Genomic DNA, 20599 nt, shown 5'->3' on the forward strand with positions numbered 1-20599 from the left:
TGACCGGCCCGTGCCCGTGACCCGGGAATCAGCGGCCCTGGGACCAGCGACCAGGGGATCGGGACCGCGGAGCCTGGAGGCGTTGGCGCGGGGAGCGTTATCGGCGTCGTGCGGCCAGGTGGGAGGGGAGCCGCAGGCTGTCGGCGGTCAGCGCGAGTTCGGCCAGTACCTGCTCGCACTCCTCGCGGTAGCGCGACGCGGTGCCTGCCTCGCCGACCGCGTCGTGGGCGATGTGCAGGCGGGCGAGGGTGCGCGCCACCTCCAGCGGTGATCCCAGCCGCCGCCAGTGCGCCAGTGCCGTGGTCGAGGAGGTGATCGTGTCCCGCCAGCGCTCGCGTGCCGCGTGCAGGTCACCGCGCAGGCGCAGCACGTCCGCGAGCAGGTAGTCGTTGGACAGGTCTTCCCCGGCTCGCACGGCGGTGTCGACGTGCTGGGTGGCCGCGGTCCAGTCGCCCCGGTGAACCGCGATCCGTGCCAACACGGTCCGCGCGTACGCGCGGCAGGTGTCGTCGCCGATCTCGGTGGTGAGATCGACCATCTCGGCGGCCGTCGCGTCCGCCTCCGCGAGCAGGTCGCTCTCGATGAGGGCGATGCCGTGGAGGTAGAGCCGCAGGGCGAGTCCCCGCGTCCGGCCCGTCTGCTTCACCAGGGCGATCGCCTCCTCGGTGAGCGGCAGCGCCCGCTCCGGCCTGCCGAGGTCGAGGTGCGCGTACGCCAACCCGGACAGGGTGCTGGAGACGAGGAGCGGGTCGATCCCCGGCGCGCGCGCGTGGCGCACGGCCTCCTCGAGCCAGCGCCGCGCCGCGTCGAGCCTGCCCGTCAGGCGGGCCGCGCGGCCCGCCTGCCACAGCGCCACCACCTCGGCGCCGCGGTCGGCCAGCCTCCTGGCCAGCGCGAGGTGCTCGGCGGCGATCACCGGCAGTTCGGCCGTCAGGTCGAGCTGGTTGCACGCCTCGTAGAAGGCGGGCAGGAGCCGGAGCATCAGCGAGTCCCCGCCCCGCTCGCGAACCCGCCCGACGACGCGGCGGAGCAGGGTCTCGCGCTGGGTGTCGTGCGCGTGCAGGGTGAGGAAGCCCGACATGCGCAGCACGAGGTGCCCGGCCAGGTCCACCAGGTCCAACCGCAGCGCCTCGTCGACCGCCACTCCCAGGCTGTGCCGCTCGGCCTCGAACCACTCGGCGGCGGACTCCGCCACCGCGCGTGGCGCGCCCGCGGGCGGCGGCGGGGCCGGGAGCCCTTCGGCGTGGGCGGTGCCGTGGGGGACCCGCTCGTCGGCGATGGCCGCGAGGGCGAGCCAGCCCTCCAGCGGCCGGGTCACCGCCTTGTCGCACGCCGCCACGCCGTCGTCCTGGGCCGCCCGTTCGCGCGCGAAGTCGGCCACCAGGTCGTGCAGCCGGTACCGGGCCTGGCCGACGGCGTCCCGGCCGGTGCACTCGACCAGGTGCGTCTCCACGAGTTGGTCCAGCACCCTGCGCAGGGGGCGCCCGAACAGCTCCTCGGCCACCCAGCGCGGCCAGTCCGGCGCGGCGACCAGCCCGAGCGCGCGCAGCAGCGTTCGCGCGTCCGGGGTGAGGGTGCGGTAGCCCAGCGCGATGCTCGCCCGGACGTCCAGGTCCCCGACCGCGAGTTCGTCGAGGCGGGCGCGTTCGTCGGCGAGGAGCTCGCGGAACTCCTCGACGCCCTGGTGCGGCGTGATGGCCAGCCGGGCGGCGGCGACGCACACGGCGAGCGGGAGGTTCCCGCAGAGCCGGACCACCTCGCGCGCCGCCGCGGGCTCGGCCGCGGCGCGCCCGCCTCCGGCGATCCGCGCCAGCAGCGCCACGGAGTCGGGCTCGTCGAGGAGCGGCACCGGGTGCCGTGCCGCGCTGAGCAGCGCCCCGAGTTGTCGGCGCGACGTCACCACCGCGGCACACCGCCCGGTGCCGGGAAGCAGTGGCCTGACCTGTTCCTCGCCCGCCGCGTCGTCCAGGACGAGCAGCACCGCGCGGTCGGCGAGGTGGCTGCGGTACACTGCGGTCCGCTCGTCGCGGTCGGCGGGCAGCGTCGTCCCGTCGACGCCGAGCGCCCGCAGGACGTTGCCCGTGACGGTGTGCGGGTCGACGGGGTCGGGGCGCGCGCCGCGCAGGTCGACGAAGATCTGCCCGTCCGGGAACCGCGGGGACACCGCGGACCCGACCGCGAGGGCCAGCGCGGTCTTCCCGATCCCGCCCTGCCCCACCAGCACGGCGACCGGTGGCGGCGCGTCCGCCGCGGGCCGCACCGAGTCCGCGACCGCGGCGATGAGGGCGTCCCGGCCGATCAGGTGCGCGGCCCGGGGCGGCAGCTGGCGTGGCCTGCACGCGTCGGGGCACACCTCATCCCGCTCGGGCGCCCGGTCGCACGGCACCGGCTCGGCCGAGTCGCCGGGGGAATCGGGAGCACCGGCCAGCAGCCGCCTGTGCACGTCCCGAAGCGCCGCACCGGGGTCGGTGCCCAGCTCCTCGGCCAGCCGCGCGTGGACCTGCCGGTAGTGCTTCAGCGCGTCGGCGGGCCGTCCGGCCTGGTGCAGGGCCAGCATGTACTGGCCCGCGATCCGTTCATCCAGGGGGTGGCTCGCCACGTGGGCGGCCAACTCGGCCACGAGCTGCCCGCCGTGACCGGTGCGCAGTCGCGCGTCGGCCAGGTCACGCTGGGCGGCCAGCCGTTCCTGGGCCAGCTGGTCGCGCTCGGAGCAGGCCCACTCACCATCCAGCCCGGTCAGCGCCTCACCCTGCCACAGCTCCAACGCGTCGGTCAGCGACCGCGCGGCCTGTTCGGCATCGGCGTCCGCGCGGGCGCTCGCGCACAGCTTCCGGAACAGGTGCAGGTCGACCAGCGGTTCGGCCGTGCTGGTCAGCAGGGCGTACCCGCCGGAGCGCCGCTCGATGGTCACGGTGTCCGCGCAGGTCAGGGCCTGCCGCAGCCGGGAGACGTAGCTGTAGAGCGTGGCCCGCCCCCGTCTCGGTACGTCCGCTCCCCAGACGCGCTCCACCAGCCGGTCCACCGGCACGACCCGGCCCGCCTCGACCGCCAGCGCGGCGAGCAGGCACCGCTGCCTGGGATGCCCCAGGTCCACCGGCCGCGTACCGACGCGCACGGCCACTTCCCCCAGCAGACGCACCATCATCGTGGCCCCCTGACACAACGACGTCCCCCGAGACGGTACAGCCGCCTGACCAGCGCCATGCAGGAATGCCGCAAGAAATCCACACGATCGCCCGCGCACCGTGGCGACATCGACGACAAGTCCGATCTCGTCGTTCTTGTGAAGTCCTTCCACCGAAAGGAAACGTTTATGAGGTCAGCTGTCCGAAAACTCGGAGACCGTCTGCTGAGCATGGTCGTCCCGACTGTCGAAGCGCAGGCCGCGGGCATGGGGACCACTGCCGTCGTCTTCTGCTACTGCAGGAACCGCCAGGCCAGGTACAAGAACTGCAACAACGGGGTGTGCGGCGGCTGCAATCTCGTCTACGACTGCTGATCCGCGACGGGACCAGGAGAAATCCGACAATGATCAGTCTTCTGGAACGGCTGGGGGAACGGGTCCTGGACGCGTTCGTCCCGGCGATCACCGCCGACGCCGCCGGGAGCGCGGCGTGCACGTACCCGAACTGCGGTGCGTGCCTCAACGGCATCCAGCGGTACCGCCGGTGCTGCAACGGGGTCTGCGGGAGCTGCCAGTTCGCCGAGCCCTGCTAGGTCGTGTCTCAGATGTGGAACACGGCATAGCCGCCGGATTGATCACGACTCTGCCGCCCCCACATCTGAACACGACTTAGTGGTGTGACATCCGCGCCGGGGCCTCGGCCCCGGCGCGGGCCGTCAGAACGGGAGGACCCTGTGGCTTACCTCGTGTTCGCCGCTCGCTGCCTGTTGGTGCTCGTCTTCGCCGCCTCGGCGGTCGGGAAGCTGCGGGGGAGGGCGGCGTTCGCCGCGTTCGTCCAGGCCACGGCCGCGTTGGCGCCGCTGGCGGGCAGGTACTCCGCGCCGCTCGCGGGCGCTGTGGTCGCCGCGGAGGTCGGGATCGTGGTGCTGCTGGCCGTGCCCGCGACGGCGGCGGTCGGGCTGGCCGCGGCCTTGGTGCTGCTGAGCGCGTTCACCGCCGCCATCGCGCTCGCGCTGCGGCGGGGGAGCAGCGCGCCCTGCCGGTGCTTCGGCGGTTCGGGCGGGGACCGGCCGGTGGGCACGAGCGACTTGGCGCGCAACGCGGTCCTGGCGCTGGCGGCGGTGACCGGGCTGGCGGGCCCGGTCGGGGCAGGCGACCCGCTGGGGCTGGCGATGGCCGGTGTCACGGCGCTGGTCCTGGCCGCGCTCGTCCTCAACTTCGACTCGCTGACCTATCTGGTCGCGGGTCTGCCCCGGTCGGATCAGAAGAAGGAGAACCGGACATGACCATGGTGTACGCCGCCGTCGCGCTGCTCGGCGCGCTGTGCCTGCTCAACCTGGTGCTGACAATGGGCATCGTGCGGCGGTTGCGCGACCACACCGACCGCCTCGTCGCCCTGAACGGCCTGCCGGAGGAGAACACCCTGCGCGACCCCGGGTCGGGGATCGATCCGTTCTCGGCGGTCAGCGCCACCGGGGCCGTGCTGACCCGCGACGACCTCGTGGCGCCCACGCTGGTCGCGTTCTTCACCCCGGACTGCCCGGCGTGTGAGGAGAAGCTGCCTGCCTTCCTGTCGTACGCGCACGACTTCCCCGGTGGCAAGCAGCGGGTGGTGGCGGTCGTGGCGGGGGAAGCGGGCGGTGCCCGATACCGCGCCGCACTGTCCGAAGTGGGCACGGTGTTCTCCGAGCGCGAGCACGGCGAGCTGCAGAAAGCATTCGGGGTCAACGCTTTTCCGGCGTTCCTGGTGGTCGTCGACGGGCTGGTCGGCCAGTCCACCCACCACGTCGACGACTTGCCGATCCACCAACAGGCATGAGCGGACCCGTCGACAGCCCGCCCAGGGCTGGTCTCCCGCAGGCGATCGGCGCGGTCCGGCTGGCGTGGGCGGCGCACCCCGGCGCGGTCGCCGGTCACCTGCTGATCGCCGTGCTCGGCGGCCTCGCCCCGGTCGCGGTCGTCTGGCTCACCAAGCTCATCCTCGACCGGGTCGCGGCGGGCGCGACCGGCGGGATGCTCGGCCTGGCGCTGGCCATCGCCGCCGCCGGGGTGCTCGTCGCCCTGCTGTTCCACCTCGAGCGCTACCTGCGGGCCGAACTGGAGCGGGCCACCGGCGTCGTGGCGAGGGAACGGCTGTTCGGCGCGCTGGACCGGCTGCACGGCCTGGCCACGCTGGAGGACCCCGCGTTCCACGACCGGCTGCGGCTGGCCGCGGACTCGGGCCGGATCAGCCCGCCTGCCGTCGTGACGGGCGCTGTCGACCTGGTGCGCGGGGCGCTGACGGTCATCGGGTTCACCGGTGCGCTGCTGCTGATCAGCCCGCTGGTGACGCTGGTCGTGCTCGTCGGCGCGGTGCCCATCGCGGTCGCGGAGTTCACGATGTCCCGGCAGCGGGCCAGGATGCTCTGGGAGGTGGAGCCCTGGCAGCGCCGCGAGCTGTTCTACGCCCAGCTGCTCACCGGTCTCAGCGCGGCCAAGGAAGTCCGGCTGTTCGGGCTCGGCGCCTTCTTCCGGTCTCGGATGGTCGCCGAGCTGCGCGCGGTGAACCGGGCCGAGCGCGCGGTCGACCGCCGGGCCGTGGGCGTGCAGGGCGTGCTGGCGGTGCTGTCGGCGGGTATCGCGGGCTTCGGGCTGGTGTGGGTGGTGCGGGCGGCGGCCGCGGGCGAGGTCGGCGTCGGCGACGTCGCCGTGTTCATCGCCGCTGTCGGCGCCGTGCAGGCGGCGCTGGCCACCGGGGTCGACCAGGCCGCGCAGATCCACCAGGCGTTGCTGCTGTTCGACCACTACCTGTTCGTCGGGGCCGTGCGGGCCGATCTCGCGGTCGCCGCGCGGCCGAGGCCGGTTCCCGTGCTGCGGCAGGGGATCGAGTTCCACGACGTGTGGTTCCGTTACAGCCCAGACCACCCGTGGGTGCTGCGCGGCGTTTCCCTCACCATCCCGGCGGGCGCGGCCACCGCCCTGGTCGGGCACAACGGGGCGGGCAAGTCGACCGTGATCAAGCTGCTGTGCAGGCTCTACGACCCCGACCGCGGCTCGATCCGCTGGGACGGAACGGATCTGCGGGAGTTCGACGTCGAGGAGCTGCGCAGCCGCATCGGCGCGGTATTCCAGGACTACATGGACTACGACCTCACCGCGGCGGAGAACATCGCCCTCGGCGACCTGTCCGCGCTCGGCGACACCGGGCGCCTCGACGACGCGGCCGACCGCGCGGGCGCGCGGGCGGTCATCGCCACGCTGCCGCACGGCTACGACACCATGCTCAGCCGGATCTTCACCGACAGCGCCGACCGGGACGACCCGAGCACCGGCGTCGTGCTCTCCGGCGGCCAGTGGCAGCGGCTCGCCCTGGCTAGGGCGTTCCTGCGCGACCAGCGCGACCTGCTGATCCTCGACGAGCCCAGCTCCGGCCTCGACGCCGAGGCCGAGCACGACGTGCACACCCGGTTGCGCACCCACCGCGAAGGCCGCACCAGCGTGCTCATCTCCCACCGCCTCGGCGCCGTGCGCGACGCCGACCGGATCGCCGTCCTCGCCGACGGCCGCGTCACCGAATCCGGCGACCACCAAGAACTCCTCAACCGCGGCGGCCTCTACGCGCGGCTCTACAGCCTGCAGATGCGCGGCTACCGGGAACCGGAGGTGGCGGGATGACGGCGTGGATCGCCGCCGCGCTGTGCGTGGCCGCGCTGCTGTGGCTGAGGTCCCGGCTGGTCCGGGTCCACGTGCGGGGGGTGAGCATGCTGCCCAATCTGTCCCCCGGCGACCGCGTCCTGGTCCGCCGAACCCCCCTACGCCACATCCGACCAGGCGACGTGGTGGTGTTCGGCAGACCCCGAGCCACAATGGAAGGCTGGATGGTCAAACGCGTCCTCGCCGTACCCGGCGACCCCATCCCCCGCCAGGCCGTACCCCTGCTGTGGCGCTACCCCGGCTCCCACGTCCCACCCGCAAGGCTCGTGGTGCTCGGAGACAACCCCAACGAAAGCTACGACTCCCGCACATTCGGCTACCTCAACGCCGACCTACTCCTAGGCGTAGTGACCACCAACCCCCCAAAACGCCCCCAACCACTCACCGCCGCACCCGGTGACCCAAACCCCACCCCAACTTCGACTCACACCTGGCCCAAGCAGCCGTAACGGCGCCATATTGGCAAGCACCTCGCACGGCAAGCACGGAAGAGGGGCCATAGCAGCGCGTGGGCGTGGACCAGCCCCGCCCACGCGGGGAGCACACGACCCGGGAGCAGGCCGAGCGGCGCAAACGGGGACCAGCCCCGCCTGCGCGGGAGCACCAGTTCCCCACCTACTCGGGCCGGGTCATCCACGGACCAGCCCCGCCTGCGCGGGGAGCACAGTAGCTGTACGACGTACTTGCGCGGCGGCCCGGGACCAGCCCCGCCTGCGCGGGGAGCACCGAATGGGACCGCCGCGACTACAACCCCACCGACTTCGACAGCGGCAGCCCGGTCAACCAAGCCCTGTCCGCGGCCAACACCAGCCTCTACGGCGTCGTGCACGCCGTCGTCGTCGCTCTCGGGTGCGCCCCCGGCCTCGGGTTCGTCCACACCGGCCATATCCGCTCGTTCATCTACGACGTCGCCGACCTGTACAAAGCCGACATCACCCTGCCCATCGCTTTCGACATGGCGGCCCGCGGCTCCTCCGACATCGCCTCCGACACCCGCCGCGCCGTCCGCGACGTCATGAAGGACGGCAAGTTCCTCGAAACCTGCGTCCGCGACATCCAAGCCCTCCTCGCCCCCGACGACGAGGTCCAGGAGTACGGCCCGGAAGCGTTCGAGGACGTCGTCATGCTCTGGGACTACAACGGCCGCACCGTCGCGGGCGGCACCTCCTACGACGAGGACTTATGACCGTCATCGTCGTGACCGCCTGTCCCGTCGGCCTGCGCGGCCACCTCACCCGCTGGCTCCTGGAGATCTCACCAGGTGTCTTCATCGGCAACATCACCGCCCGAGTCCGCACCCTGCTCTGGGCCCGCGTCACCGACATGGCCAAGACCGGCCGCGCCATCATGGTCTTCACCGCCGACAACGAACAGGGCCTCGACTTCGCCGTCCACAACCACGACTGGACCCCCATCGACCACGAAGGCCTCCACCTCATCCTCCGCCCCAACCCAAAAACCACCCGCCCCGAACAGAAAACCGGCTGGAGCAACGCCGCCGCTACGGCAGAAACGACTAACACCCCGAACACGAGGCATCGACCCACACCACCACAACCAGCCTTCCCCCACGGACAGTGATCGGCAGCGCTACCGGGACCGCCCGCCTACGCGATGAGACCCGAAATCGACGCAGACGTTTGTCGTAGTTGCAACCAGCCCCGCGTGCGCGGAGAGAACGAGACCAGGTTCGCCGAGGTCGCCCGGCTCTGGGGACCAGCCCCGCGTGCGCGGGGAGAACCCGACCGACGCCGAGTTGCGAGCGATCGCGTCCGGACCAGCCCCGCGTGCGCGGGGAGAACGGAGCCGGAGCGCTTCCACGACTTCTTGGGAGGGGACCAGCCCGCGTGCGCGGGGAGAACACTTGCTGAACAGGGACGATAGCGCGGTCTAGGGTGTTTCTGCTTCACTTTCCGTTTTTCTCAACCTTTGTTGAATAAATGCCGAACTAATTCCGCGTGCGCAGGAATGACACCCGCGTCAAGCTCGGCCCAGCGGCAAGCGGACTGGCCCCCGGGCGCAGCAGCCCGATGTCCCGGTCACCCGCCGCCGTTCTCCCCAGTCCTGGGCCACCTGGTAGCACCGACCTCCTGGTCCGCCATCTCGACCAGGGCCGCGCTGAACCTGATCCAACCTCGCTGCGGCGACTCGTTACCTGGCTGATGAGCAAGCCGGAAACCTGCCGCCCGTCACCGCCGACATCTCGATGGGTGGTGTCCGGGCAGTTCCACGGCGGAGCAGAAGTCCATGTGGGTGACGTGGCCGTCGAGGTGTTCTCGCAGAATGCGCCGGAGAATGTTCTCGACGGGTTCGCGGCGTGTACGAGTCCGCCGGGCAGTCGGTACGTCGTGGCGTCCGGGTCGCAGACGGCCAGGAGCCGCTCGTCGTGTCCGACAAGGCCGTACACCGCGACGAGCGGGCCGAGGGCGGATGAGGTGGTGGTCATGGTGCTCTGACAATCGGCGGGGTGGACGATGTCCAGGCTGCGCGGGTCGAGGTACGGCTCCGTGCTCAGTAGCCGGTGCCTGCGGGTTCGACGAGCAGGGAATGTTCTCCCGCGGAGGACGTGTGACTCGAAGGCATAGCACCGGCACCGACCCCGACGCGCCCGGCAACCGCCTGGCTGACTTCGATCGGGGTGCCGCCGTACCCGTTCGCACGACGGCATCCCGGCTCGGCGGTTTCACAGCGCGACCGTGTCGTCCGACAGACAGTTCGGGTCAACGAGCGGATCTGTCGTCGATTGCGTGATCAACGAAGCGAGCTGAAGTGCGGATCGAAGACTTCGGCGTTGCTGCTGGTCGAGCGGGATGCGCTTGTGTAACAGGGCGAAGCGCGCTCGTCCGCTCCGAGCCGGGAGGCCAAGGCGGCGAAAATCTGGTGATCGGTGCGCGACTCGCCCGCGGGCTCGCGGACTTTCGGCATCGCGACGAGGTGGGGGTCGGAAAACCCGGCGGCGAAGTCGTCACGCTCCAGGCTGGTGGCCACGGGGAGGACGATGTCCGCGAACTTGGCCGTCGTGTTCCACCAGGCTTCGTGAACCACCACCGTGTCAGGGGTCTGCCAAGCGCGGGTCAACCGGTGGAGGTCCTGGTGGTGGTGGAACGGGTTCCCTCCGCACCAGTAGATCAGGCGGAGTTCGGGCAACGTGAGGCGCGTGCCGTCATAGTCGATGACCTCGCCTGGATGCAGCAGGGTGTCGGCGATCCTGGCAACCGGGATGAAATCCGGAACCGGGTTGGAAACCGCCGGTATCGTCGCCACGAAGGCGCGGTCCTTGACAACGCCCGTCGCGTCCATCGTCGCGTAACCCGCGCCCCAACCGCAGCCAGGTCGACCCATCGAGCCCGCCATGGCGGCCAGCACGACGGACATCCAGATCGGTTGTTCGCCGTGGTCTGCCCGCTGCACCGCGTAGTTGACCATGATGAGGGACCGTCGGGTGGTGAGGCGGCGAGCGAGGTCGGTGATCACCTCGGAACTGATGCCCGTGATCTCCGCGGCCCAGGCCGCGTCCTTCCGGATGCCATCGAGCTCGCCGACCAGGTAGGAGGCGAAGAGGTCGAACCCGACGCAGCACCGGCGGAGGAAGTCCTCGTCGTGCCACCCGTTGACCAGCATCGTGTGGGCGATGCCGAGCATCGCGGCGGTGTCGGTGTTGGGGATGACGGGCAGCCATTCGGCGCCGAGGAAGTCCGCGACGTCGCTGCGGATGGGGCTGACGTTCACGAACCGCACCCCGGCCTCACGGCATCGGCGCTGCAGGTCCCGCGTCTGGTGCCTGGCCAGCCCACCGGGGTTGATCTGGCTGTTCTTGAGGGCCAGCCCGCCAAACGCCACCACAAGCTCGCAGTTCTCGGCTATCTCGTCCCACATCGGCATCCGGCTCTGGTAGCTCCACGGATGCCCGCCGATCACATGGGGGAGGATGACCTCCAAAGCCGCGGTGCTGTAGGTGTTGCGGGAGTCGGTGTAACCCCCGCCCAGCGCCAGGAACCGGTGGAGCTGTCCCTGCGCGTGGTGGAACCTGCCCGCGCTCGCCCAACCGTAGGAGCCGCCGAACACCGCGCTGTCTCCGTGCTGTGAACGGACTCGACGGAGCTCCTCGCTCACCAGCGTGAGCGCCTGGTCCCAGCTCACCTCCACGAAGGCGTCCGTGCCTCTGGCCGCGCCGTGGCCGCGCGGCTCGCCGTCCAACCAGCCCTTGCGCACCGCGGGGCGCAACACGCGGGCGCTGTCATCGGCGGCTGTCACCATTCCGGGACCGATAGGCGATGGCGCGGGGTCATCCCGCCTCGGCTCGATTCGCACCAACCGACCGGAATCGACTACGGCGACAAAACTACCCCAGTGCGTCGCGATTGACATGCGTCGTTCCACAATTCATCAACTCCGCCTCTGACCTTTTCTCGACCTGGGCAAGGGTTGCTCACGTTGCGACGGTGATGTGTTGCAGAGGAAACCCGACGTCCGATTCGCGGAAAAGAGCCGTTGTCCGGCTGCGCGAGCGGGGAGGTCCCCGCGCGGGGGTCGCTCATCGGCGGAGTCTCCGTCCCGCCGCCCGACGTGCCGTGCGGTGCGGCATGGCGGGCGATGTGGTACCCACAGTAGCCCCGACCAGGGCGAGTTAGAAGACGATGTTGAGCAGGTCGACCAGCAACGCCGACACGTCCAGGGTGTCCGCGCCCAAACCCGCACGTACTCCGGTGACTTGCGCGTTCCACACGAAATCATGCCAGTTTGTGTGCTCGGGCAAGCGGCTTCATTCTCGCTTGGCGATGACTCAGGCGTTGTTGGGGATTCGAAATCGACCAGAGTCTGGTGCTGCGAATCTACGCCAAGTGTCTCGACGGTATGCAGGCGGCTATACGGCAGCGCGTCGACGCCGCGCTTGGTGACCCGAACCCCGTCCAAACTTTGGCCCGTATTTGGCCTGAGCAGCGTAGACGGTCGGACTCAGCCAGAGCCAGCCGGACACACGAAAGCCCGCTGTCAGCGTTCGCGCTGGTCAGCGGGCTTTCGTGCTGGTCAAGTGGAGTGCCCCCGGCAGGATTCGAACCTGCGCTCCCGCCTCCGGAGGGCGGTGCTCTATCCCCTGAGCTACGGGGGCCAACGCGGTGAAGCCTAGCGTATGGGGGCGGCCTGGTTGTAATCGGGCCGCCCCCATACGGGGGGTTACTTGACGCCGCCTGCGGTTAGGCCTGCGACGATGCGGCGTTGGAAGATGAGGACCAGGATGACCAGGGGGATCGTGACGATCACGCCCGCGGCCATCTGGGTGCCGAAGGGGGCGTCGAAGTTGGTTTGGCCGGTGAACTGGGAGGTGATCACCGGGGCCGTCTTCAGCTCCTGCTTGTTCACCATCGACAGGGCGATGATGAACTCGTTCCACGCGGCGATGAAGGTGATGATCGCGGTGGTGAACACGCCTGGGGCGGCCAGGGGGAGGATGACCTTTCGGAAGGCCTGGGCCGGGGTGCAGCCGTCGATCTGGGCGGCTTCCTCCAGTTCGGTGGGCATCTGGCGGAAGAAGGCCGTGAGGTTCCAGACCGCCAGGGGGAGGGCGAAGCTCATGCTGGGCACGATCATCGCCTGGTAGGTGTTGATCCAGTCGATGGCTCCGAAGAGCTCCAGCAGCGGGACCAGCAGGGAGATGCCGGGGAACATCGCGGTGGTGATGATCACCGTGAGGACGAGGTTCTTGAACTTGAAGTCGAGCCTCGCCAGGGCGTAGGCGGTGAGGATGCCGATGATCAGCACCGCCACCGTGGTCACGCCCGCCACGATGAAGCTGTTCCCGAGGGCCCTGAGGAACCCGTTGTTCGGGGAGAACGCCGCCTCGTAGCTCTCCAGGCTCATCGGGTTCGGCAGCGGGGAGCTGTCGAACAGGTCCGACGTGCGCCGGAAGCTGGAGACGACCATCCAGTAGAACGGCGCGAGGCAGTACAGCACGATCGCCGCGATGCCGAGGTACGGCAGCCAGGCACGGGCCTTGGTCATGGACGCGTCCTCCCCGTCCTCGCCCCGATGACGTCGGCGCCGAGCAGCTTGACGAAGACGAACGCGACGGTGGAGACGTAGATGAACAGCACCACCGAGTACGCCGACGCCTGGCCGTAGTTGCCGAACTTCACCGCTTCCTCGAACGCCAGGACGGTCACCGTGTCCGTGGAGTCCTTGCCCGGCCCGATCAGGGTGTAGGGCAGGTCGAACATCCGCAGCGTGTCGAGGATGCGGAACAGGACCGCGACCAGCAGGGCGGGCTTGACCAGCGGCAGGGTGATCGACCAGAAGGTCTTCCACGGGGTCGCGCCGTCGAGCTTGGCCGCCTCGTAGACCTCGGTGGAGATGACCTGCAGGCCCGCCAGCACCAGCAGCCCGATGAACGGCGCGGTCTTCCAGGTGTCGGCGATGACCACGGCCAGCCACGCGGGCGGGCCGTCGGCGGTCCACAGCACGGGGCTGCCGGGCAGCAGGTTGTTGGCGACGCCGTCGGCCTGGAAGATCCAGCGCCACAGCAGACCGGCGATCGCGGTCGGCACGGCCCACGGGACCAGGATGCTGGCGCGGACCAGGGCGCGGCCGCGGAACGCCTTGTGCATGATCAGCGCCATCAGGACGCCGATCACGACCTCCAGGACGACCGCGACGATGGTGAACGTGGTGGTGTTGTAGAGGGCGTTGAGGAACCGGGCGCCCGTGTCGCCCGTGAACATGTCGAGGAAGTTGTCCAGCCCGACGAACTCGTCGCCCTTGATCAGGATGCCCGTCTCCGGGTCGATCCCGTCGCTGCGCCGGTAGAAGGCGAGCCGGATCGCGGAGATGATCGGGTAGCCGACGACCAGGGCCAGGACGATGAGGGTGGGGGAGACGAGGAGCGCGGCCAGCCGACCGACCCCGGCCCGGCGGCCCGCGCGTGTCGGGGCCGCCTCCGGTTTGGGATCGACTGGAGCGCCGACCGTTGTGGTCATTGGTCCTCCATGAAAGCGGGCGGCCCCAGGGGAGAAACTCCCCCGAGACCGCCCGACGTCGATCAGCTGGCGGTCAGTTGTTCCAATTTGGTCTGCAGGGTCGCCAGCGCGTCGGCCGGGGCGACCTTGCCGCTCATGGCGGAGTAGGCGGCCTCCTGGATCGCGGTGGAGACTTCCTGGTACTTGACCACGGCGGGGCGCTTCTCGGCGTTCTCGATGGACGCCTTGAGCCCGGTCAGGTACGGGAACTTGGCGACCAGCGCCGGGTCGTCGTACAGCGAGGCCCAGGTGGGCGCCAGCGAGGTGGCTTCCAGGTTGGCCCGCTGCTGCGGCTCGTCGACCATGTACTTGATGAAGTCCAGCGCCGTCTTCTTGTTCGGCGTGAAGGCGCTGATGGCGTAGTTGTGGCCACCGAGGGTGGAGGCGCCGGGGCCGTCGAGGCCGGGCAGCGGGGCCACGTCGAACTTCTCGGCCACCTTGGAGGAGCCGTCGGTCGCCGAGGCCAGCGCGTACTGGTAGGGCCACTGGCGGTGGAAGATCAGCTCACCGGCCTGGAAGGCGCGGCGGCCCTCCTCCTCCTTGTACGTGCGCGCCTTGTCCGGGATCATCCCGGACTTGACGCCCTCGACCAGGAACTCCAGGCCCTTGCGGGCTTCCTCGGTGTTGACGTTGGGCTTGCCGTCCTCGCCGACGACGTCGCCGCCCGCGGAGTTGACGGCCTCGCTGAAGTTGACCGTCAGGCCCTCGTACTTCTCGAACTGGCCCGCGTAGCAGGACAGCTTGGCGTTCTCCGGCTTGGCCTTGATCTTCTCGCAGGTCGCGGCCATCTCCGCCCAGGTCTTCGGCGGCTGCGCGCCCGCGGCCTCGACGAGGTCCTTGCGGTAGTAGAGCAGGCCACCGTCGGAGGTGGTCGGCACCGAGTAGAGCTTGTTGAAGTACTTGCCCGTCTCGACGGTCGCCGGGAGGAGCTTGTCCATCGGGAACTCGGCCTCCGGCAGCGGGGCGACCCACTGGTTGGCGGCGAACTCCGCGGTCCAGACGACGTCGAGGTTGAGCACCGCGTAGGCGTCGGACTTGGTCTGGGCGTTCTGCACCATCTGCTGCCGCTGCGCGTCGGCGCTCTCGGGCAGCTCGATGACGGTGACCTTCTGGTCAGGGTGCTTGCTGTTCCACTCGTCCACCTGCTTCTGCAGGTTTCCCGACGTGTCCTTGCCGGTCGCCAGGGAGATCGGGCCGACGCCTTCGAGGGCGGCGGGCTGATCGCCGTTGCCCTGCGCCGCGGGCTCGGGGTCGGAAGACCCACAAGCCGCCGCGGTGGCGACAACGGTGGCGATAGCGGCGAAACGGACTGCGGCGGAGCGGAGGGTATTGCGCACGGGAGTGGTCCCTACTGCCCGGTGCGTCGGCACGGCGCCTCCATATGTGAATCGGTTCAGAGACGGGGCGGTGGCGCATGAACGCCGATCGCTCCGTCGCGGTGTGAGGCACTGTGCACCTCCGGCGGTGCGGTCGGTACCGCCCAGTATCTGTTCGTTACCGATTCTTGACGCTGTCCGTGATCCGCTGTCACCAGGCTCTGGTGTTGCGGGCCCCGGTGAGGCATGCTGTCCGACTGAGCCGTCTGAATCCATTCACGGCCCACACGCTAGGAGGATGAGGTGGCCGAGGTCCGGTACGAGTCAGCGTCGCGGGTTTACGCGGGGTCCCCGCCGGTCCGGGCGGTCGACCGACTCGAGTTGTCCGTCGAGGACGGGGAGTTCCTGGTGCTGGTCGGCCCGTCGGGGTCGGGCAAGTCGACAGCGCTGCGGATGCTGGCCGGTCTTGAGGACATCGACGAGGGCACCATCCGCATCGGCGAGCGCGACGTCACCCACGTCCCGCCGAAGGGCCGCGACATCGCGATGGTGTTCCAGTCCTACGCGCTCTACCCGCACATGACCGTCGCGCAGAACATGGGCTTCGCGCTGAAGCTGCAGGGGCTGCCCAAGACGGAGATCGCGGAGAAGGTCACCGAGGCGGCCAAGCTCCTCGACCTGGAGAAGTACCTGGCCCGCAAGCCGAAGGCGCTCTCCGGCGGCCAGCGCCAGCGCGTCGCCATGGGCCGGGCCATCGTGCGCGACCCCGCGGTCTTCCTCATGGACGAGCCGCTGTCGAACCTCGACGCCAAGCTGCGCGTGGAGACCCGCGCCAACATCGCCGCGCTGCAGCGGCGGCTGGGCACCACGACCATCTACGTGACGCACGACCAGGTCGAGGCCATGACGATGGGCCACCGGGTCGCCGTGCTCAAGGACGGCCTGCTCCAGCAGTGCGACACCCCGCGCGCGCTCTACGACTCGCCCGCCAACGCCTTCGTCGCCGGTTTCATCGGCAGCCCGGCGATGAACCTGCGCGACGCGCGCGTCGCGGGCAACGGCGTGCTGCTCGGCGGCCTGAACGTGCCGCTGACCCGCGAGGCGTTCAACGCCATCGCCAAGGCGAACCTGCAGACGGTGACCCTCGGCATCCGCCCGGAGTCGCTGGGCCTGGCCCCGCACGACACCGCGCAGGCGTTCGACCTGACCGTCGAGCTGGTCGAGGAGCTGGGCGCCGACGCGCTCGTGCACGGCACCATCACCGGTGAGTCCGGCTCCCGCATGGTCATGCGGGTCGACGGGCGCACCCCGCCCGCGCTGGGCCAGGTCGTGCGCGTCTCGGTCCGGCACCCCGAGGAGATCCACCTGTTCCACCCGGAGACCGGCGAACGCATGATCTAGGCCGTCACGCGGTATCCGGGCGGTGCTGCGACGTCGAGCACCGCGCCGTCCCGGTCCACCTGGACAGCCAGGTGGCCGCCGGGCAGCGGCACGCCGGACACCGCGAGCGCCCCGACCGGCATCGGTCGGGGCGGGCGGATGGCGATGTGCCGGTTCGGCACGTCGACCTCCAGTCCCAGCAACACCTTCAGCACCGTGAGCGCCGAGGCCGACGACCACGCCTGCGGCCTGCACGAGGCCGGGTAGGGGATCGGGCGCGCGACCTCGTCGGCGCCGTATCCGGCGTAGAGCTCCGGAATCTCCCCGACGGCCGCGCCCGCGCGCAGCAGCTGTGTGCCCAGATCCGCCGCCTGGCCGGGGAACCCGGCCAGCGCCAGGCCGCGCACGGCGACGGCGGTGTCGTGCGGCCAGACCGACCCGCAGTGGTAGCTCAGCGGCGAGTACGCGGCCGCTTCCGTTGACATGGTGCGCAATCCGTAGCCGCTGGTGAGGTCGGGCTCGGCGAGCCGCGCGGCGACGACGGCGGACTCGGCGGCGTCGAGCAGGCCGGTGCCCAGCAAGTGGGCCATGTTGCTGGCGGGGGCGTCCACCGGGGCGTCGTGGGCGTCCAGCGCCAGCGCGGGGACGCCGTCGACCCAGAAGCGGGCCCGGAACAGCCCGGCCAGCTCGTCGGCGCGCTCGCGGAGACCGCGCGCGTCGCCGCCGAAGGCGTCGAGCAGGTCGGCGCCCGCGCGCAGCGCTTCGTAGTGGTACCCCTGGACCTCGGCCAGCGCGATGGGCGCCTCGGCGAAGCGGCCGTCGGCGAAGCGGACCGCGTCGGCGGAGTCCTTCCAGCCCTGGTTGGCCAGGCCGTGGCCGGTCTCGTCGACGTAGCGGGGGAAGCCCTCGGTCGCGGTGATCCAGCCGAGCGTGTCGGCCAGGGCGGGCAGCAGGTCGCGGACCTCGGCCTCGGGCAGCCCGGCCCGCCAGGCGTCGCGCAGCAGGCACACCCACAGCGCGGTGGCGTCGACGGTTCCGTAGTACAGCGGGGGCAGCACCATGTCGCCGAGCCGGAAACCGGCGCGGCGGCGCTCGTGGGGGATCTTGCCCGGCGCCTCGCCGGTGGCCGGGTCGTGCCGGGTGCCGCGCAGCCGGGCCAGGACCCGCAGCGTCGACCCGGCGAGGGCGGTGGTCCACGGCAGGCCGAGGCGCGCGGCCCACAGGCTGTCGCGGCCGAACAGGGTCAGGTACCAGGGCGCGCCCGCGGCGGCGAAGGCGTCGGGGCCGTCGGAGAGCACCAGCGAGTTCAGGTCGTCCACCGCGCGGCGCAGCACCGCCGCCACGCGCGGGTCGTCGGCCACCACAACCGGTTGCGGCACAACGGCAGCGCCCGGGGAGAACACCGCCTCGGGGTCCTCCACCTGCACCGTCCACTCCAGATCCGACGAGCCGGGCACCGTCCAGCGCAGGACGAGGTCGTCGCCCTGGACCGACATCTCCGCCCCGGGCGCGGAGACCCGCACCCGCAGCCCGCGCGCGGACCACCCGTCGGCCGCCGGGCGCACCGCGGCGCCCTCGACCCCGGACCGCACGTGCTCCACGCCCGCGAAGTCCGCCCACAGCGCGACGCGCACGGTGTGCTCGCCCGGCGGCAGCTCCAGCGCCAGCCGCTCGGTCAGCCTCCCGGCCCGCAGCGTCCGCCGCCGCCAGACCCGCGCCACCGGGTCGGGCCCGGTGTCCAGCCCCCGCAGCAGCCCCAGGTACCCCTCGCGCCCGCCGGTGATGACCTCGGGCTCCTGGTCCGCGACGGTGAGCACGGCCCCGGCGAGCACCCGCCGGTCGCCGTGCAGCAGCCCGTGCGCGCCGGTGCCGCGCAGCTGACCGTCCAGTCCGGACAGCAGCACCGACGGCGCGGCGGTGGTGATCACCAGGTCGTGGACGAGTGGGTGCCTCATGGTTCCCAGTGTGGCGCAGAACCGGGACGGCGCGCCGAGGGGTTGGTGACGTCGGCGCTGAGACCGTGTCACCAAAGATGCGTACCAGGGGCAACGGTGAGTCCACATCGGACCGGCGGTGGAATGGCCTTGTGGTGCGCGAGTTGTGCTCGCTTTTCGGTGCGGCTCCGGGCGTCAGCGGTCGGCTTCGCGCAGGTTGCACTCCATGTGCATCAGGGTGTCGAGGGTGGCGGCGCGGGCGGCCTCGTCCAGGCCCGCGGTGGTGCGCTGCTCCAGTTCGTGCCACATCGCCTCGACCTCGGCGCGCAGGGCGTTCCCGGCGGCGGTCGGGCTGACGATGACCGAGCGGCCGTCGGTCGGGCTGGGGCTGCGGCGGACGAACCCGCCGCGCTCGAGGCGGTGGATCGTGCGGGTGATGGTGGCCGAGTCGGAGCCGAGCAGGGCGGCGAGGTCGGCCTGGCGCTGGGGGCCGCAGTCCCACAGGTGCATCATCAGCAGCTCCTGGCCGGGGTGCAGGCCGAGGCGGCGCAGCAGCTGGGCGGCGACCATGCGGTGCAGGCGGGTCAGGCGGAAGATCGCGTGGCTGACCGGGCCGCAGGAGGCCGCGGCGGGCAGCGGAACGGTGGGCTTGCGCTCGTCGGTCTCGCAGCTGTGGTCCACCGGTCCTCCTCTGTCCCCTGGTCATCCTACGGAGTGAACGACCTGTGGTGGCGGTCACAGTTTTTGCGCGCGGGGAAGAGGGTGGTGAATTTAGCTGTTCGGACAGGCATGACTACCACCGCCTTCGACCCCATCGACCTCGCCGGGCTGCCGCTGGCCAACCGGATCGCGATGGCGCCGATGACCCGCAGCCGGGCCTACGGTCCCGGTGCGAGTCCGACGCCCCTGATGGCCGAGTACTACGCCCAGCGCGCCTCGGCGGGGCTGATCATCACCGAGGGCACCCAGCCTTCGGTGCTCGGACAGGGATACTCGAACACCCCGGGCCTGCACTCCGCCGAGCAGGCCGACGCCTGGCGGGCGGTCACCGACGCCGTGCACGCCGCGGGCGGGACGATCTTCGCCCAGCTCATGCACACCGGCCGCATCGGGCACCCGAGCGTCAACGGGCTGCACCCCGCGGGTCCGTCGCCGGTGCGGGCGGCCGGGCAGGTGTACCTCAGCGACGGGCCGCACGACCTCGTCACGCCCGCCGAGCTGACCGAGGAGCAGATCGCCGAGACCATCGCCGACTTCGCCGCCGCGGCCCGCAACGCCGTCGACGCCGGGTTCGACGGCGTCGAGCTGCACGGCGCCAACGGGTACCTGATCCACCAGTTCCTCTCCACCAACGCCAACGTGCGCACCGACGCCTGGGGCGGCACGGGCCGCGTGCGGTTCGCCGTCGAGGTGGCCAGGGCGGTCACCGAGGCCATCGGCGCGCACCGGGTGGGGCTGCGGATCTCGCCCGCCAACCGGTTCAACGACATCGTCGAGGACGGCTACCGCGAGACCTACACCGCCCTCGTCGAGGCGATCGAGCCGCTGGGGCTGGCGTACCTGCACGTGGGCGAGGCGGCGGACCGGGACCTGACCCTGTTGCTGCGCAAGCAGTTCAGCGGCGTGTTCATCCTCAACCCGCACACGGAGGGCCGCCCGACCGGGCAGTCGGAGCTGGGCCTGGTCGAGGACGGGACGGCGGACATGCTGTCCTTCGCCGCGATGTTCCTGGCCAACCCGGACCTGCCCGCCCGGCTCGCCGCGGGCGGACCGTTCAACCAGCCCGACCCGGCCACCTTCTACGGCGGCGACCACCGGGGGTACACCGACTACCCCACCCTCTAGCCGTTCGCCGAGGCGGCTCCGCGGTCGGGGGCGCGGAGCCGCCTCAGTCCTGTGTGGGACAGAACCCAGCACAGGTCTCAGTGAGGTCGGTGTCTCCCAGGATGTCGTCAACGTCGTGCGACAGCCCGCACGGCCCACCCGCGCTGTCCGCACCCGCCAAGTCGTTCCCGGGCTGCGTTTCCCCGCCCGCGGCGTCCTCGCCCGGGATCTCCCCGGCGGGCGCTTCCTCCACGGGAGCAGGCGCAGGAGTGGGAGCGAAAGCAGGAGCGGGAGCAAGGGCAGGCGCAGGAACGGGAG

General features: G+C 71.0%; 17 protein-coding genes, 1 tRNA gene and 1 pseudogene. 10 read left to right on the forward strand and 9 right to left on the reverse strand.

Going from position 1 to position 20599, the window contains the following annotated elements; all coding sequences use genetic code 11:
* Positions 1-97: 97 nt before the first annotated feature.
* Entirely contained in the window at positions 98-3145 is a 3048-nt protein-coding gene (locus ACTG9Q_RS06095; protein WP_455571620.1) for an AfsR/SARP family transcriptional regulator, read from the reverse strand.
* 210 nt (positions 3146-3355) lie between these two features.
* Here ACTG9Q_RS06095 and ACTG9Q_RS06100 point away from each other — a divergent pair, with 210 nt between their 5' ends.
* The 8 genes from ACTG9Q_RS06100 to cas2e all read left to right on the forward strand — a co-directional run bounded on the left by ACTG9Q_RS06100 (position 3356) and on the right by cas2e (position 8398).
* On the forward strand, positions 3356-3499 hold the full coding sequence (locus ACTG9Q_RS06100; RefSeq protein WP_455571621.1) for a hypothetical protein: 144 nt from the start codon (positions 3356-3358) through the stop codon (positions 3497-3499).
* 29 nt (positions 3500-3528) lie between these two features.
* Positions 3529-3717, forward strand: coding sequence for a hypothetical protein (locus tag ACTG9Q_RS06105; RefSeq protein WP_455571622.1), 189 nt, complete (start codon positions 3529-3531; stop codon positions 3715-3717).
* A 141-nt stretch (positions 3718-3858) separates the two neighbouring features.
* Positions 3859-4410, forward strand: coding sequence for a MauE/DoxX family redox-associated membrane protein (locus tag ACTG9Q_RS06110; RefSeq protein ID WP_455571623.1), 552 nt, complete (start codon positions 3859-3861; stop codon positions 4408-4410).
* Positions 4407-4943: a TlpA disulfide reductase family protein gene (locus ACTG9Q_RS06115; RefSeq protein ID WP_455571624.1), complete on the forward strand. Its 537-nt coding sequence runs from the start codon at positions 4407-4409 to the stop codon at positions 4941-4943. Before ACTG9Q_RS06110 ends, ACTG9Q_RS06115 begins: the two co-directional genes overlap by 4 nt.
* The gene (locus ACTG9Q_RS06120) at positions 4940-6778 is read left to right on the forward strand and encodes an ABC transporter ATP-binding protein (protein WP_455571625.1); all 1839 of its coding nucleotides are present in this window, start codon (positions 4940-4942) and stop codon (positions 6776-6778) included. The genes ACTG9Q_RS06115 and ACTG9Q_RS06120 overlap by 4 nt, the downstream gene beginning before the upstream one ends.
* Positions 6775-7266 carry a S26 family signal peptidase gene (locus ACTG9Q_RS06125; protein WP_455571626.1) on the forward strand — a complete coding sequence of 164 codons (492 nt, stop codon included), beginning with the start codon at positions 6775-6777 and terminating at the stop codon, positions 7264-7266. Before ACTG9Q_RS06120 ends, ACTG9Q_RS06125 begins: the two co-directional genes overlap by 4 nt.
* 374 nt (positions 7267-7640) lie before the next feature.
* Positions 7641-8003 (forward strand): hypothetical protein, encoded by a 363-nt coding sequence (locus ACTG9Q_RS06130; protein WP_455571627.1) that lies wholly within the window; start codon positions 7641-7643, stop codon positions 8001-8003.
* The gene (gene cas2e / locus ACTG9Q_RS06135) at positions 8000-8398 is read left to right on the forward strand and encodes a type I-E CRISPR-associated endoribonuclease Cas2e (RefSeq protein WP_455571628.1); all 399 of its coding nucleotides are present in this window, start codon (positions 8000-8002) and stop codon (positions 8396-8398) included. The genes ACTG9Q_RS06130 and cas2e overlap by 4 nt, the downstream gene beginning before the upstream one ends.
* Positions 8399-9568: 1170 nt before the next feature.
* On the opposite strand, the gene ACTG9Q_RS06140 is transcribed toward cas2e, so the two are convergent.
* The 6 genes and pseudogenes from ACTG9Q_RS06140 to ACTG9Q_RS06165 form a co-directional block, all read right to left on the reverse strand.
* Positions 9569-11074 carry a molybdopterin-dependent oxidoreductase gene (locus tag ACTG9Q_RS06140; RefSeq protein WP_455572023.1) on the reverse strand — a complete coding sequence of 502 codons (1506 nt, stop codon included), beginning with the start codon at positions 11072-11074 and terminating at the stop codon, positions 9569-9571.
* 6 nt (positions 11075-11080) lie between these two features.
* Positions 11081-11185 (reverse strand): annotated as a pseudogene (locus ACTG9Q_RS06145) (hypothetical protein); the annotation flags it as partial.
* A 670-nt stretch (positions 11186-11855) separates the two neighbouring features.
* Positions 11856-11927 (reverse strand) — tRNA-Arg (locus ACTG9Q_RS06150).
* Positions 11928-11992: 65 nt separating this feature from the next.
* Positions 11993-12817 (reverse strand): carbohydrate ABC transporter permease, encoded by an 825-nt coding sequence (locus ACTG9Q_RS06155; RefSeq protein ID WP_455571629.1) that lies wholly within the window; start codon positions 12815-12817, stop codon positions 11993-11995.
* The gene (locus ACTG9Q_RS06160; protein WP_455571630.1) at positions 12814-13788 is read right to left on the reverse strand and encodes a carbohydrate ABC transporter permease; all 975 of its coding nucleotides are present in this window, start codon (positions 13786-13788) and stop codon (positions 12814-12816) included. Before ACTG9Q_RS06160 ends, ACTG9Q_RS06155 begins: the two co-directional genes overlap by 4 nt.
* 62 nt (positions 13789-13850) lie before the next feature.
* Entirely contained in the window at positions 13851-15164 is a 1314-nt protein-coding gene (locus tag ACTG9Q_RS06165; protein ID WP_455571631.1) for an ABC transporter substrate-binding protein, read from the reverse strand.
* Between the two features lie 282 nt (positions 15165-15446).
* Between ACTG9Q_RS06165 and ACTG9Q_RS06170 the strand changes: the two genes are divergently transcribed.
* The gene (locus ACTG9Q_RS06170; protein WP_455571632.1) at positions 15447-16544 is read left to right on the forward strand and encodes an ABC transporter ATP-binding protein; all 1098 of its coding nucleotides are present in this window, start codon (positions 15447-15449) and stop codon (positions 16542-16544) included.
* On the opposite strand, the gene ACTG9Q_RS06175 is transcribed toward ACTG9Q_RS06170, so the two are convergent.
* A complete protein-coding gene (locus ACTG9Q_RS06175) occupies positions 16541-18478 on the reverse strand; it encodes a glycogen debranching N-terminal domain-containing protein (protein WP_455571633.1) in 1938 nt (645 codons plus the stop codon). The genes ACTG9Q_RS06170 and ACTG9Q_RS06175 overlap by 4 nt on opposite strands.
* A 174-nt stretch (positions 18479-18652) precedes the next feature.
* Positions 18653-19138, reverse strand: coding sequence for a MarR family winged helix-turn-helix transcriptional regulator (locus ACTG9Q_RS06180; protein ID WP_455571634.1), 486 nt, complete (start codon positions 19136-19138; stop codon positions 18653-18655).
* Between the two features lie 108 nt (positions 19139-19246).
* Here ACTG9Q_RS06180 and ACTG9Q_RS06185 point away from each other — a divergent pair, with 108 nt between their 5' ends.
* A complete protein-coding gene (locus ACTG9Q_RS06185; protein WP_455571635.1) occupies positions 19247-20302 on the forward strand; it encodes an alkene reductase in 1056 nt (351 codons plus the stop codon).
* The last annotated feature ends 297 nt before the right edge of the window (positions 20303-20599 follow it).

The sequence above is a fragment of the Actinokineospora lacus genome, from assembly GCF_053813445.1.

Bases quoted from the DNA above. Each gene is read 5' to 3' on its own strand.
- ACTG9Q_RS06095 (WP_455571620.1), bottom strand. From the start codon at position 3,145: ATGATGGTGCGTCTGCTGGGGGAAGTGGCCGTGCGCGTCGGTACGCGG.
- ACTG9Q_RS06100 (WP_455571621.1), top strand. From the start codon at position 3,356: ATGGTCGTCCCGACTGTCGAAGCGCAGGCCGCGGGCATGGGGACCACT.
- ACTG9Q_RS06105 (WP_455571622.1), top strand. From the start codon at position 3,529: ATGATCAGTCTTCTGGAACGGCTGGGGGAACGGGTCCTGGACGCGTTC.
- ACTG9Q_RS06115 (WP_455571624.1), top strand. From the start codon at position 4,407: ATGACCATGGTGTACGCCGCCGTCGCGCTGCTCGGCGCGCTGTGCCTG.
- ACTG9Q_RS06120 (WP_455571625.1), top strand. From the start codon at position 4,940: ATGAGCGGACCCGTCGACAGCCCGCCCAGGGCTGGTCTCCCGCAGGCG.
- ACTG9Q_RS06125 (WP_455571626.1), top strand. From the start codon at position 6,775: ATGACGGCGTGGATCGCCGCCGCGCTGTGCGTGGCCGCGCTGCTGTGG.
- cas2e (WP_455571628.1), top strand. From the start codon at position 8,000: ATGACCGTCATCGTCGTGACCGCCTGTCCCGTCGGCCTGCGCGGCCAC.
- ACTG9Q_RS06140 (WP_455572023.1), bottom strand. From the start codon at position 11,074: ATGGTGACAGCCGCCGATGACAGCGCCCGCGTGTTGCGCCCCGCGGTG.
- ACTG9Q_RS06155 (WP_455571629.1), bottom strand. From the start codon at position 12,817: ATGACCAAGGCCCGTGCCTGGCTGCCGTACCTCGGCATCGCGGCGATC.
- ACTG9Q_RS06160 (WP_455571630.1), bottom strand. From the start codon at position 13,788: ATGACCACAACGGTCGGCGCTCCAGTCGATCCCAAACCGGAGGCGGCC.
- ACTG9Q_RS06175 (WP_455571633.1), bottom strand. From the start codon at position 18,478: ATGAGGCACCCACTCGTCCACGACCTGGTGATCACCACCGCCGCGCCG.
- ACTG9Q_RS06185 (WP_455571635.1), top strand. From the start codon at position 19,247: ATGACTACCACCGCCTTCGACCCCATCGACCTCGCCGGGCTGCCGCTG.